Annotated in this window: 14 protein-coding genes; 13 read left to right on the forward strand and 1 reads right to left on the reverse strand. The window is 38.7% G+C overall.

Going from position 1 to position 14,537, the window contains the following annotated elements:
• A partial coding sequence (locus E1176_RS15430; protein WP_222933163.1) for an ankyrin repeat domain-containing protein occupies window positions 1–460 on the forward strand: 460 nt, incomplete at its 5' end.
• Window position 461: 1 nt separating this feature from the next.
• On the opposite strand, the gene E1176_RS15435 is transcribed toward E1176_RS15430, so the two are convergent.
• Entirely contained in the window at window positions 462–1,067 is a 606-nt protein-coding gene (locus tag E1176_RS15435; RefSeq protein ID WP_155211658.1) for a hypothetical protein, read from the reverse strand.
• Window positions 1,068–1,368: 301 nt separating this feature from the next.
• Here E1176_RS15435 and E1176_RS15440 point away from each other — a divergent pair, with 301 nt between their 5' ends.
• From E1176_RS15440 to E1176_RS15495, 12 genes are all read left to right on the forward strand, one after another.
• The gene (locus tag E1176_RS15440; RefSeq protein ID WP_185152834.1) at window positions 1,369–3,180 is read left to right on the forward strand and encodes a glycosyl hydrolase family 18 protein; all 1,812 of its coding nucleotides are present in this window, start codon (window positions 1,369–1,371) and stop codon (window positions 3,178–3,180) included.
• Between the two features lie 123 nt (window positions 3,181–3,303).
• Entirely contained in the window at window positions 3,304–3,846 is a 543-nt protein-coding gene (locus E1176_RS15445) for a Pvc16 family protein (protein WP_155211661.1), read from the forward strand.
• A gap of 5 nt (window positions 3,847–3,851) precedes the next feature.
• Window positions 3,852–4,898 carry a hypothetical protein gene (locus E1176_RS15450; protein WP_155211663.1) on the forward strand — a complete coding sequence of 349 codons (1,047 nt, stop codon included), beginning with the start codon at window positions 3,852–3,854 and terminating at the stop codon, window positions 4,896–4,898.
• Window positions 4,899–4,921: 23 nt separating this feature from the next.
• Window positions 4,922–6,511, forward strand: a complete 1,590-nt coding sequence (locus E1176_RS15455) for a phage tail sheath family protein (protein WP_155211665.1) — start codon at window positions 4,922–4,924, stop codon at window positions 6,509–6,511.
• A gap of 47 nt (window positions 6,512–6,558) precedes the next feature.
• Window positions 6,559–6,996, forward strand: coding sequence for a phage tail protein (locus tag E1176_RS15460; protein ID WP_155211667.1), 438 nt, complete (start codon window positions 6,559–6,561; stop codon window positions 6,994–6,996).
• Between the two features lie 12 nt (window positions 6,997–7,008).
• Window positions 7,009–7,476 carry a phage tail protein gene (locus tag E1176_RS15465; RefSeq protein ID WP_155211669.1) on the forward strand — a complete coding sequence of 156 codons (468 nt, stop codon included), beginning with the start codon at window positions 7,009–7,011 and terminating at the stop codon, window positions 7,474–7,476.
• Between the two features lie 14 nt (window positions 7,477–7,490).
• Window positions 7,491–7,658 (forward strand): DUF5908 family protein, encoded by a 168-nt coding sequence (locus tag E1176_RS15470; RefSeq protein WP_155211671.1) that lies wholly within the window; start codon window positions 7,491–7,493, stop codon window positions 7,656–7,658.
• Window positions 7,659–8,336 (forward strand): CIS tube protein, encoded by a 678-nt coding sequence (locus tag E1176_RS15475; RefSeq protein WP_155211673.1) that lies wholly within the window; start codon window positions 7,659–7,661, stop codon window positions 8,334–8,336.
• A 3-nt stretch (window positions 8,337–8,339) separates the two neighbouring features.
• Window positions 8,340–10,124 carry a type VI secretion system tip protein VgrG gene (vgrG, locus tag E1176_RS15480; protein WP_155211675.1) on the forward strand — a complete coding sequence of 595 codons (1,785 nt, stop codon included), beginning with the start codon at window positions 8,340–8,342 and terminating at the stop codon, window positions 10,122–10,124.
• An 11-nt stretch (window positions 10,125–10,135) separates the two neighbouring features.
• A complete protein-coding gene (locus tag E1176_RS15485) occupies window positions 10,136–10,429 on the forward strand; it encodes a PAAR domain-containing protein (protein ID WP_155211677.1) in 294 nt (97 codons plus the stop codon).
• 25 nt (window positions 10,430–10,454) lie between these two features.
• A complete protein-coding gene (locus E1176_RS15490; RefSeq protein ID WP_155211679.1) occupies window positions 10,455–10,889 on the forward strand; it encodes a GPW/gp25 family protein in 435 nt (144 codons plus the stop codon).
• 23 nt (window positions 10,890–10,912) lie between these two features.
• Window positions 10,913–14,537, forward strand: a 3,625-nt coding sequence (locus E1176_RS15495; RefSeq protein WP_155211681.1) for a baseplate J/gp47 family protein, incomplete at its 3' end; no start/stop codon positions are given.

Consider the following 14,537-nt stretch of genomic DNA (forward strand, 5'->3'; position numbering starts at 1 on the left):
AGCAACTTTGAGAGGAGAGGTTGGCAAAATACAAGAGCTGATAAAAGATAATGTTGACATAAATCAGATGGGAGATACGGGACAGTTTCCTATACATGCTGCAACTGAAGATGGGAATATTGAAATATTGAAAATTTTGATTGAGAATGGTGCTGATCTAAATGTATTAACAAAACCAGGATATTCTTCTGCTCATATTGCTGTTTTAGATTACCAACCTGAGGCTCTCAAAGTTTTACTTGAAAATGGAGCAGACAAAGAGATAACAGATCCCCATGGTAATACTTTACTGTGGAGTGCCATAATGAGTTATAATGATAAAAATGGAGATGAAATCATTAAAATTTTGTTAGAAGCTGGTTTAGACCCAACTACTCCTAACAATCATGGTGTAGCTGCAATAAATTTGATCAACATGCCAAAAAATAAGTCTATTAAACACTTATTTGAAAAAGAATAAACTACTTAATATCATCCACCTGAGCATTTATCTTCTCTTCGGTGGATTTAATTTTTTCCTCAAGGTTTGGTTTTAGTCGGTTGTCATCCACTTCTTTTTCGGCTTTAGAAAATAGGCTGTGAAAGAATTTGAATAAGAAGAAATCAGGTACTTCTTTCTCGTCTGGCAGCTCAAGTAAAAGCATGCCTCGCATGGCTCTTTTGCCTTTCTTATTCAATTTGTAAAAGCCATATAACTCCAGGTCGTTTACAGTTTTCTTCCGTTTCTTTTTCTTGAAATAACTGTCTATCTCGACCAAATACGAGACGCCTTCAGTAAAATAGGTAGAGGCTGTATGTACTTTTTCATCACTCCTTGGAGGGCGCGTTACGAAAGTAGCTACCGTCTCTTGTTCCAAAATAGTGAGCACCCAGGTATTATGATATTTCAGAGCATACACATCATAAGGTATACAGTTTTGGGTGGTGCCTAAATAGCTGACATCCAAAGATTTGAATCGATCTGCAAGGGCAGAATTGTCGGCAGTTGCACTAACCTCCTGACCCATTAAATCGAAAGAAAAAGAAATTGATAATAAAGAAAATACTAAAAATAAACGTGCAGACATTGTGCTAATTTGTGTTATTCAGGGCGCTAACTTAGTACAAATATTTAAAAAATGTTATATAAATATATTAGACAATGTTTTAAATATACAATGTTGCAACATGAGATAGTATGATTTTATTTTTTTCTAAAAAAAGCCATCAATTAATTTTCTCATTTCACAAGGAGGTTATATTTTAGCGATCGCTTGTGTAAAAGTTTGAATAAATAGTACGGAACTTATTAGCTCAGATGATGAGCCGGAATGGGTAGAAGTGTTTGGATTAATGATAGTTTACCTCCTCAAAAACCAACTGAAAAGAATGAGATTTTTTCTCGCTGTGTTAATTATTTTCTGTGTTGTTTCAGCTTCATGGGGTCAGGAAAAAACCAACAACGGATCACAAGATCTAATTAAGGGCCGTATCAATGCGCTGATAGAAAAAAATCGGCAAGAAGAGTCAGAAACAGTAAGGCCTAAACCGGATACAATAAAAATTGCAAAGCCGGATACCACAATAAAGAAAACGAGTACCGATCAGCAACTATTAGATTCCCTAATGGAAGTGAACCAGGCGGGTTTAATTGATGAAGGAAGCAGTGTATCTAAGGGAGTTGTAGATACCACCTATTTTAAAAACAGGGTTTTATCTGTAAAAAAGAGAAGGCCGAAAAAGGAATTTAAGAGTGAAAACAGCTGGTCTAAATACTACAAGCTTACTCATGGTAATAGCTATAAAAAAGAGCATAAAATAGATAGCACAACTAAGGTTTTTGGTTGGCATCCTTACTGGATGGGTACTGCTTATAAAAGCTACAACTTCTCTTTACTCTCAGCTATAGCATACTTTTCTTATGAGTTAAACCCCAATACTGGTGGCTACAAAACCATCCACGATTGGAAAACAACTGCCCTTATTGATTCAGCACAACAGCACGGTACAAAAGTATTGTTGAGTGTTACAAACTTTGGACAGGCAAATAATGCTAAATTTCTTACAAACCTGGATGCCCAGCGTACTTTTATCAATACACTGATTACATTATTAAGAGAAAGAAATGCTGATGGAGTGAATTTAGATTTTGAGAACATCCCTTCTTATACCAGAAAGCAGTTCACTAATTTCATTATTGACCTCTCCAGTAGCTTAAGAGCAGCTAAAAAAGATTACCTCATCACTCTGGCGGTACCACCTATAGATTTTGATCGGGTTTATGAGTTAAGGCAGCTCAACCAACATGTGGACATGTACATAATAATGGGCTACGAGTTTTATGGTGCAAATAGCACAGTAGCGGGTCCGGTGGCGCCTTTAAACAGTGGGCAGACCTGGTGGGAGTACAATTTACAGTCAGCTGTTGATGAATATTTGGTCGGTGGCGTACCAAATAATAAGCTTTTGTTAGGCTTACCTTACTACGGTGCCGAGTGGGAAACGAGAGACCTGAAGTTTCCTTCTAAAGTAAACCGCTTCATTCGCTACCCTATGTATAGAAACATACAAAAAGAGCATGGAGACTTACCTTGCTGTGAAGATGAGGTGAGTAAATCTAAATTTTATGTTTATCGCGATAATCAAAATAACTACAGACAACTGTGGTATGAAGATAGCCTCACACTTGCCAGAAAGTACGATTGGATAAAAGAGAAAAAACTCGGAGGTGTGGGTATTTGGGCGCTCGGTTACGACAATGGTTTTAAAGAACTATGGAAATTGCTGGCTGCAAAATTTGCTATGACACCTGATGAAATTAAGCAGGCCAATGCCGTAGCCAGAAGTAAACGCTTTTCTCCAAGAAGATGGATGTCTCTGGCTTTTAGAATTATCAAAAACCCAAATTATTTACTGAAGAATCCAAGGCCATTATTTGGGATATTCGGTGCGGTGTTTGGTGTGAGTATGCTTGGCTTTTTTGTGCTTTACCGATATGGCTGCAGATTTAAGCGGATGTTCAATATCGTGATAAAGGGTGGTTTGGCATTATTGATAATAGTATTAGTTGCATTGCTTTTTATAGGTATGCAATACACCGGAGTACGTGAAATCGTATTTCTGTTGGCCGGTTTTGTAATTGGAGCCATTATATTTTTATGGATAAGCAGGCAGTTTTTAAGTGAAAAAGACTTGCCTTAGTAAGTATGATTTTTTTATAAATTATTATTAGCATTCTAAAAATTACTTCTCTATTATTGAAGGATAAACATGAATGAAGTATGAAAAATACTATGTTTATCGAAAGGGAATTTTAAAATTATTATGATTTATTCTGCAGTATCTGTCATCTCGGAGTTAGCTAACGACTACATTACCAATAGGTTCGGTCAGTCAGAGCAGAAGATAGTTGTCTCCAATATTGTAAATCCCGATGGGTCGATGGCGGTTACAGAACCGGATAAAATAATTCTAAGTCTGGTCAACTTGCAACAAGAGACGGTAAGTCATAAAAATCATTCTGGTAATACCAATCGGCCGATTAATATGAATCTCTTTCTACTGTTTTCAGCATCTTTTAATGATGGAAACTACATGGAAGGGTTAAGGTATCTTTCTGCTGTAATAAGCTTCTTTCAAGCCAATAAGGTGATGAATCATAGAAACACACCAGAGCTTAATAACGATATCGATAAATTAACTTTTGAAATTGTAAATCAAGACCTTCAAAACCAAAGCCACCTTTGGGGCACAATTGGCGGCAAGTATTTGCCTTCCATTTTATATAAAGTAAGAATGGTGACCTTCCAGGAAGGTGTGCTTACCAGTAACGATGTGCCATTCTCAGGTTTCGGGGCAAACTTCTAGTATCGATGATCGACTTGCAGTTTCATTTTAAACGTTTTCTTACCATAAAAGTATCGCATACATACTATGCTGATAATGAGGGTAGAGATATAAAATTTCTTCCTACAAGAGAAACTGCGCAACTCATCAATAAACTTGGCTTTTTACTTAAGCAAGATGATTCAGGTCTTCATATACTTTGCGATGGAGAAAGAAAAGAAGCGCTACATTATAAGTTGAGTAGGCAAGAGCTCTCTTTTTCCTTTTGGATGACTTGTAACAATGCCTATTTTAGAAATTTCACGGCAATTCCTACAGAGCATCGTAATTCGATATTTTATTTTTCTAACGCTAAAGAAAAGAAAGATGACTTGCAAAAAGGGGAGTTTGTCTCTGCTGAAGACACTTTGCAGGTAAGACCCAATTACTTCGACTATCAGCTTGCCGATGCCAAAGGTAAGTTGGAGTTGAAAGACGATGAAGATCAGGTAATAGTCAGCAGAGATGTAGATGCAGAGATTTTACCACACACAACTTTTGAAAATCTTCCTGAAGGCAAATACAAGTTGTACCTCAACGATAAAGAGAAAGAAAAATTTATTGCAATAGCGAGTAAAGTTTCACAACCACCTTTGGGTTTGGTTGAGATTAAGTTTACTGAGAAAATGAAGAAAGAAATGCTTGCTAAAATCGAAGAGCAGGCAGAACTGCCTCAGTATAATTATGAAATAAAATTTAAAGCAAGGGATACCTTCTGGCGCTACATGGTGGTGCCAAAATATGTACGAGGTATCCAGGATGCAACCATATATAGCGAGAAAAAAGGAGTCAGCTTTAGCAAGGCTGAAGAAGTGAAGTTGGTAAATGGTACAAATGCACTGAGCTTTAGCTCAAACACTGCACTGCCATTGATGGAGTATTCGGATTTCCATTTTCAGTTAAGAAAGAAAAATGGAGGTAATGCCAATAAAGTCCTTATCAGACGATTGCCGGTACCTCCTATCGATTCGATAAAGCCGGAAACCAGAGAGGCTAACTCAAAGGTATTTTCGGAAATAATCATTTATGTATAATTAAAACCCAACAACAACAAACAATGTCACAAACCTTAGCTACTCCTGGCGTTTACATTGAAGAAAAGAACGCCTTTCCTAACTCCGTAGCGGGTATACCTACAGCGGTACCTGCCTTTGTCGGATATACGGAAAAAGCACGCAGAGACGGTCAGTCATTGATTAACATGCCTGTGCGTATTAATTCACTCACCGAATATCATAACATATTTGGAAGAGGAACAAGAACAACTTTTAACATTCAGTCTGCTTCTGATAGCGAAGATTTCGATATTCAGGTAGGAGGCAAAGGCTATAAAGTCGTTCCTGACTCTAGTTCAAGATTTATATTTTATGATAGCATTAGATTATTCTTTGCCAATGGTGGAGGAAGCTGCTATATCGTATCTGTAGGTACATACAATGCATCGGGAGAAGCTAGTGCAAGCAGTTCTAATAAAGATGCAAAAGGTAAAGATGCCAAGGCAGCGGATACCAAAGCATCTGCACCAAAGCCTAATACAATCTCTAAAAAAGCTTTGACTGATGGAATTCAGTCTTTGGTAGGAGAAGATGAGCCAACAATTTTGGTTGCTCCTGAGGCTGTAATGCTTGATGAAGGCGATTGCTATTCTTTACAGCAAGAAATGCTTACGCATTGCGGATTTAAAATGAAAAGCAGATTTGCCGTACTTGATGTGCCTAATGGTAACAAAGCGCGTACTTACGATAAAAATGATGTAATTACCAGATTCCGTGAGGGAGTTGGTTCTAACTTCCTGGCTTATGGTGCAGCGTATTACCCGTGGGTTTACACTAGCATCGTAGAAAATGAAGAAGTGGACTACAAGAACATCTCTAATATTGATGTTTTACAGGATCTACTCAACAAAGAGGCTGAAGAAAGAGCAGCAAACGCTAAAAAGGCTGATGAAATAAAAGCGGAAGTAAAGAAGCTTGATCAGTCTGGTACTGATGCTGAGAGCCTTTCTCAGACACTTAATGTAGTAAGCCCTTCTTTCAAGAAAGTGATGCAAGGGATTAGAACTCACCTCAACATTTTGCCTCCTGCAGCAGCAATGGCAGGTATTTACTCTATGGTAGACGGTGAAAGAGGCGTGTGGAAAGCACCAGCTAACGTAAGCGTAAACAGTGCAATTTCACCTGTAATCAAACTTACACATGATGATCAGGAAGATTTAAACGTGACGGTTACTGGTAAATCAGTAAATGCTATCAGATCATTCGTTGGTGAAGGAACCAAAGTATGGGGTGCCAGAACACTCGATGGCAACAGCCAGGATTGGAGATATGTAAACGTAAGAAGAACGATAACTTTTATCGAGCAGTCAGTAAAAGCTGCAGCTAAAGCATACGTATATGAGCCTAACACTTCCGGTACCTGGGTATTGGTAAGAAGTATGGTTTCGTCATTCCTTAATGACATCTGGAGACAAGGTGGCCTTGTAGGTCTTACACCTTCCGATGCTTACGAAGTAAATGTTGGAATCGGTTCAACAATGACTCCAAATGACGTATTGGACGGTATTATGAGAATTACAGTGAAGGTGGCTGTAGCCAGACCTGCTGAATTTATCGTGATCACATTCCAGCAAAAAATGCTTGAAGCATAATCCTAACTATTAAATAAATCATTAAAAGCTTATAAACATATCAGATTATGGCAGAAGAATTATGGCCAGTTCCTAAGTTTCACTTCACAGTAGAGTGGGGTGATATCGATGTAGGGTTTCAGGAAGTAACAGGACTTGAGATGGAAACCCAATTTATTGAGTACAGATCGGGAAGTGACCCGTCATTAGTAACTCAAAAAATCCCTGGATTGAAGAAGCACGGTACTATCACTTTGAAAAAAGGTGTTTTCAAAGATGACCTTAGCTTTTTTGACTGGTTCCAGGATGTACAGACTAACCCTGATCGAAGAGAAACGGTAACAATTACCTTACTTGATGAGGAAGATAGTCCTGTGATGGTTTGGAGAGTTGAAAATGCATTCCCTGTTAAGGTTTCAGGTCCAGACTTGAAGTCAGATGCCAACGAGATTGCCCTGGAGTCAATTGAGTTAGCACACGAGGGAATTACTCAGGAATTAGGATAATCTCTGTAAAATATGGCTAAACATTACCCTGTTCCAGGTTTCAGATTTGCTGTTAATTTAAGTGGAGCTTCTGCTTCAGGGACGGATAAAAGTTATGATGCCAGCTTTCAGGAGATATCTGGTATATCTGTAGAAATACCTACTGAAGATATACAAGAGGGTGGGGAAAACCGGTTTATACACCGGGTTCCCCAACCTATTAAATACCCAAATCTTATACTCAAACGTGGAATGGTGGTAGTAAAGTCCGAATTCGCAAATTGGGTGAAAAGTACGGTTGAGACAGGTTTTGCAAAACCATTGGTACTACGCAACATTATTGTCACTCTTCTAAGTGAAAAAGATGAACCAATAATGAGCTGGACTTTTGAGAAGGCATACCCTGTCAAAAAAGAAGTTTCGGGGTTCGGTGCCGATAAAAATCAATTATTAGTTGAAACTATAGAGTTGGCCTTTCAAAGATTTGAGGAAAACAGATAAATACTTAGAATAATATGCCTTTAGAAATAAACGAATTGGTGATTAAGTTATCTGTCAAAGACAGTCACCAAATTGCAGGAAATCAAAGGCAAAATACTTTGAGTTCTACGGAAGAACGCAGGATCATTGAGCAGTGCGTAGACCGGGTTTTAAAAAAGATTGAGACGAGAAAAGAAAGATAGATGGCAGGTTTGGATTCAGACTCAAAACTTAAGAAACTTAAGATAATAAGCTATGATGATCAGAAATACACCAAGAAGCGACAAGAGCTTAGTGTAATGATCAACCCTTCATCGATAGCGCATTCACATTCTATAAACTACAACGCAGATCAAGCCCCTGATACCATTGGCCCCGAGAATAAATTTAAAAATGTAGGTCCTGAATCAGTAAGCTTTGAATTGGTATTTGACGGCACTGGTGCTACAGGTGAAGTACGTGATGTACATGAGGAAATAGAGAAATTAAAAGAAGCGACCTATTATTATATTGGAGAAGAGCACCAAACGCCTTTTGTTCAATTGTCATGGGGTACCTCATTTACCTTTTACGGTCGCCTTACGAGTCTGGAAGTGACTCATACTATGTTTTCACCTGACGGTACCAGTATAAGAGCGAAAGCAAAGGTGGCTTTTGAAAATTCAATGGATCCGGAAACTCAGGCAAAGAAAACCAACAAATCTTCCCCGGATTTAAGTCATGTAGTTACTGTAAAAATGGGTGATAACCTACCCATGCTATGTGAAAAAATATATGGTGACAGCAGCTATTATCTACAAGTAGCCAGAGTTAATAATTTAGTCAATTTCAGAAATCTGGAACCGGGTGCGGAGTTGATGTTTCCGCCAGTAAAGAAATAAGCTATGGCTGATAATGCATTAACCGACTCAACATTAGTTACCTACTCAGTTTTGGTGGACGGACAAGAAATTCCGGGGCATTACCTATGCATATCTTTGAGTGTTTCAAGGAGTATAAATAAAATAGCTAGCGCCAGACTTGAATACATGGATGGCGGTAGTTCAGAATCTGACGATTTCTCCTTAAGTAATAAAGGACTGCTCGACCCGGGTAAGGAGATTACCATCAAAGCAGGATATGAGTCGCAGGAAGATGTGATTTTTGAGGGTATCATTATCAAGCATAGCCTCAATATAGATAGAAGTGGCAATCCGTATGTGATGGTAGATTGCAAGGATAAGGCCGTTAAACTCACAGTAGGGAGAAAAAATACCGTATTTAAAGACGTAAAAGATAGTGATGTAATCTCTGAGCTTGCCAAGAACTCTAGTCTCAAGGCTAAAGTTTCAGCTACATCTACCGAGCACCCTGAATTGGTGCAACATCATGCCAGTGACTGGGATTTTATATTGATGCGTGCTGAAGTGAATGGACTTTTGGTGCGTACAGTCAATGGTGAGCTAATAGCAGAAGCGCCAGGGAACAAAAAGGTATTGAAGGTTGGCTATGGGACAGGATTTGTAAGCTTTAATGGCGAGATAGATTCGCGAAGCCAATATAAATCAGTGGTTTCTAAAGCCTGGGACTTTAGCACACAGTCTGTTTTAGAAGGAACAGGTAGTGCCAGTGCAGAATCGTCTCAAGGGGATTTAAAATCAGACAAACTAGCTGAGGTTTTAGGGTTAGATGAGTTTAGGTTACAAACACCTTCTACTACAAATGAGGCTATACTGAAAAATTGGGCAAGTAGCAGACTTACCCGATCCAGGCTGTCTAAGGTTACCGGTAGTCTTAAAATCAGAGGGAATGCCAAGGCTGAGCCGGGTACTTTGATTTCAATAGACGGATTAAGTGATCATTTTAATGGAGACGCATTCATTGGTTCCATCAATCATATTTTAGAAGATGGTAATTGGGTGACCGAAATCGGTCTTGGTCTTTCAAATGAAACTTATGCAGAAGAAGTGCCTCTAATTGAGTCACCGGCTGCGGGAGGCACCATACCCCCAATCAATGGTTTACAAATTGGGGTGGTGAAACAAATTCATGAAGACCCGGACGGTAATCATAGAGTACAAGTAACACTACCAACCTTAGAGCAAGACAATATGCCAATCTGGGCGCGATTGTCTAGTTTTTATGCTTCTAATGGCTCAGGTATGTTTTTTTATCCTGAAATCGGTGATGAAGTTGTTCTGGGCTTTCTCAATGATGACCCATTGTCACCAGTGATATTGGGGGCTATGTATAGTAAGAAATTAGTGCCTAAATATACTCCGGAAGAAGAAAATGGCACTAAATCAATTTTTACCAAAGGAGAGCTTGAAATTCAGTTTAATGACAAGGATAAAATACTAACTATCCATACTCCGGAAGGTAATAAGTTGGTACTTGACGATAAAAATAAAAATGTAACAATAGAAGATACTGCTAATAAAAATAAACTGGTCATGTCAGATGCCGGAATTTCTTTAGAAGCAGATAAAGACATTAAAATATCAGCTAAAGGCAATATTACACTTGAATCTACAGGTCAGACAGATATAAAGGCCACGAAAGATTTAAATGCCGAAGGTATGAACGTGAGTTTGAAAGGCACAACTAAGTTTGCAGCTGAAGGAACTCAGGCTGAATTGAAAGGTTCGGCAACAACCACCATCAAAGGAGCGATGGTACAAATAAATTAAAATAAGACAATATGCCACCAGCGATACGAATTACAGATATGCATGTTTGTCCGATGGTAACGGGCACTGTACCCCACGTAGGCGGGCCGGTAATCGGTCCGGGAGCACCTACAGTCTTAATAGGTGGAATGCCGGCCTCGATACTTGGCGACAATGCAGTGTGTACAGGGCCTCCAGATTCGATAATCAAAGGCTCTGCCACAGTTATGATCTGCGGTAAGCCTGCGGTGAGATTAGGAGATACTACAGCTCATGGGGGCACAGTTACAGGGCCGGGTTGCCCTACAGTGATGATCGGTGGCTAAATTATAGAGGAAAGAAACCAACTACATGAAGCATAAGAAAACATTTTTAGGAATTGGGTGGAAATTTCCCCCAACATTCGATAAAAAAACGGGAAGTGTTGTCTTAGTGTCTGAAGAGGAAGACATAAGAGAAAGTCTTTTGATTTTACTTACAACAAAACCTGGTGAGCGCATTATGTTGCCTGACTATGGTTGTGATTTAACTTTCTCGGTATTTGAATCTATCGATAGTACCCTCATAAATGAGATAAAAAGAAAAATCGAGTTTTCGGTACTTTATTATGAGCCAAGAATAATTTTGGATGCCATTAATATCGAACCGGGCACGGAAAACGATGGACTACTCATTATTGAGCTGGTATACACCATAAGAAAAACCAATAAGAGAAGTAATATGGTTTACCCTTATTACATCATAGAAGGCACAGACGTGCGATTTAAACCTCAAACAGATTCATAAGCACATAGAGCTGTCTTAACTCCATGAGTAAAAGAAATAATAAAAATATTGGCACAAGCCAGAGCAGCAGACAATTTGAGGCACTTGATAGCGGCTATGTAAAAATAGATGAGCGATCTTTTGAAGATATGCTCGTTTTCACATCAGGTCTTTCCAAGCTGATCAATTTCTACAATCAGGAAAATAAGGTCGAAGGAGATTGGTCTTACTTCTTTGCTGATGAGACTGTGGTATTAGCATCTATCATAGATTCTGAGCCTGTAGTAATGGAGGAGCGTTTCAAAGATTATATCTATAAAGCTCAACTATTTAAGCGAACCGATAGAAAGCACAAATACCTGGATAAATGCTTTAGAGAAATACACAATATTGCCAGCAGATTTGAAGACTGGTATAAGCGGCTAAAGGCAATTGAAGAGTTTACACTATCTCAGGTAAGCGTACGAAGTGAGATCAACAATGCGATTACATCAAAACTTAAGACTGCCCTTCAGGAGCTAAAGAAACTTGACGTTGGCGCCAATGACAAAAAGGTTTTAGGTAAGACTATCGCACTTGATTACGCTGATTTTAGTGAAATATGGGAGCTTGACGAGATCGAAAAAACTGATTCGTTATACAAAGGCAAAACTCAAAAAGAGCGAATAGAAAGCGTAACTGAAAAGCTACAGCAGATATTCCAGGATTTTTATGAAACCTTGCTTTACCTTAAGTCAAAAACCCCTGACTACCTTGATCAATCATTAGAAAGCGATATACACTACCCTGAAATAGCTTTATACATAGCATTTTTAAAGCTATTTGAAAAGGCTCAGGGTAATCTAAACCAACTCAATAGAAGACATATAGAATTCTATTTTGCTGAGGTACTTCGACAGCAAAAGAAGAATGCGATCTACGATAAGGTATACTTAAAATTCATACTAAATCAGGCCACACCATACGCACACATCAATGAAGGTACGGTATTTATAGGCCAAAAGGATAGTGAAGGGAATAATGCGCTGTATATCGCTGATGAGGATTTACTTGTAAATAAAGTAAAAGTAAAATCTGTAAAATCGATATATGTTGATAGTGAAATTCTTACCGTAAAGGGTAGAGAAAAACGATTAACAAACAACGTTCTCAAGACCTCATTCCCTGCCTACACTCACTCAGACAGTTCCGAACAGCAAAAAATTAGAAAGTCTTTTGCTGTGTTTGGTGAAGATCAGAGTGGGAAGGGTGTTGATGAAAAAACAATGGAAAATGCAGACATTGGTTTTGCAATTGCCTCCCCCAGTTTATTTCTCAAAGAAGGACTTCGAGAAGTGGAGATTATTTTTCAGTTTGAAAAAGAAAAATATAAAGAATTTACTTCTTACCTCGAAGATTTAAGTATTGCCAATGACAATACACAGGATGAAGTTTTTGTGAAAATTTTCCTTGAGTCATTTAATATTTCGGTTACCTCAGGTGAAGAGTGGCATCACATCCGTCAGCATGTGATCAATAAAAACGATGAAGAGTGTTTCTTAAAAATTAACTTCGACCTGCTACCCACGGAGCCCGCAATCACAGCATTTGATAAGAGTGTGCACGGGGGGCATTTTAGCACGTCTCTGCCTGTTATAAGATTTACGCTCAATAGCAGTTCCTATATTTATCCGTATTCGCTACTGGCCAATATGGAGCTCGAGCAAATCACCTTTAACACAAAAGTACAAGGTTATAAGAGCCTTGATTTATATAATAACATAGGTCAGCTCAATCCAAATACTCCATTTCTTCCTTTTGGGCCAATGCCAAAAGCGGGATCTTATTTTGTGATTGGAAGTAATGAGATTTTCAATAAATCATTAGACGATTTAAAAATAAACATCGAGTGGTTTGACCTGCCACCACACAAGAGTGGTTTTGCCGGTCATTACGCAGAGTACGAGTTAGATATTGATAATGCTACTTTCGAAGCCTCACTTTCTATATTAGATGGTGGACGATGGAAGCCCCAGGAGCAGTCTGAAAGACAAAACTTTAAACTGTTTAGAACGCAGGACAATGGAACAACGACTAACCCTACTCAGGAGGCAACCTTACTTTCTAAAACTGTCATTGATCAGGTAGAAATCAAGGATATCAAACAGTCTCCGCAATATGATGATATAAACGAGCCGTTAAACTACACATCTCTTACACCTAGAGGGTTTATTAAACTAGAGCTTTCTAACCCACAGTTTGGTTTCGCTCATGACATTTATCCCTCTATTTTATCTGAGGTTACGATAGAAAACGCTCGGGGAGGATTGCTGAAGAATAAAGAGAAGAGTAAGAAATTATTGCCAAAGGCACCATATGCCCCTCAAATACAGACTATTTCTGTTGACTATGCTTCATCTTCTAGTATATCACTGGTAGAGCACTCTTCTAAAAAAGATGCTGAGGATAGTCGGGGTAAATTTTTCTATTTACATCCATTCGGAGAAAACTTAGTATACCCAGATAACTCTAAACAGAAGACATATTTGCTTCCTGATTATAATTTTGAAGGGAGTTTACTTTTAGGGTTGAGTGATGTAAGAGCTCCGCAACTACTCACCATTTTGTTTGAAATGATAGATGAGTATACGGTTTCTTCTGAGGAAGATCCTCCGGTTATTGAGTGGAGTTATCTTTCCGCAGATGAGTGGTATACGCTAGCGCCTTCAAAAATTTTGAGAGATGATACCAATCGTTTTCTCAAAACCGGAATTGTACTACTTGAGATTCCCGGGGAAATCACCAATGGAAACAGTATTTTAGATTCTGAACTCTATTGGATCAGGGCTACGGTTACAGATAATATAAATACAGCCTCAAATATTTTGAGTATTACCACGCAGGTGATCTCAGCAACGCTTGATCCAAATTCAGGTGTTTCAGATAAGCATTTGAGGCAACCATTGCCACCTTTTACCATCAATAGGTCTGTAGAAAATATAGAAGGAATACAAACGATACGACAACCATTACCTTCATTTATGGGCAGGCCTTCAGAGGAGGCAGATGAGTTTTACACACGAGTAGGAGAGAGGCTACACCATAAGCAAAGAGCCGTTACCACGTGGGATTACGAACGCATTATTTTAGAAAAATTTGATGAGATCTATAAGGTAAATTGCCTGTCTAACATGACGAGCAATCACCTTGACTCACCGGGAAATGTATTGATTGTGGTCACGCCTCACGCCAGGTACTCAGCCAATCCTAATGAGCCTATGGCAAGTAGTGAATTGCTACATGAAATAAAGTTATATATCCAGCAGTTTACTTCTCCTTTTATCAAAATAGAAGTGAGAAACCCTCATTATGAGAGAATCAAAATTATTTGTGCTGTTAAGTTTACTGATGGTTTTAACTACGGTTTCCATATTCAAAAACTTAATGAGCAAATCAATAAGTACCTTACAGGAACGCTGCTTTCTCAAAACAGCAAGGTCGAACTGGGAGGAACAGTGCATAGCTCTGATATACTGAGCTTTATGCGTACCTTATCGTATGTGAACTTCATCACAAAGTTCTCAATGATTCAGGTGGCGAGAGATTTTCAGGGCAACTATCAGCTTATAGATACGGCAAGAGAGCAAGAAGCAAAGTCTTCTCTTAGTGCCACCAAGCCATGGTCTGTAT

Source organism: Fulvivirga aurantia (assembly GCF_009711475.1).
GTDB classification, from domain to species: Bacteria; Bacteroidota; Bacteroidia; order Cytophagales; family Cyclobacteriaceae; genus Fulvivirga; species Fulvivirga aurantia.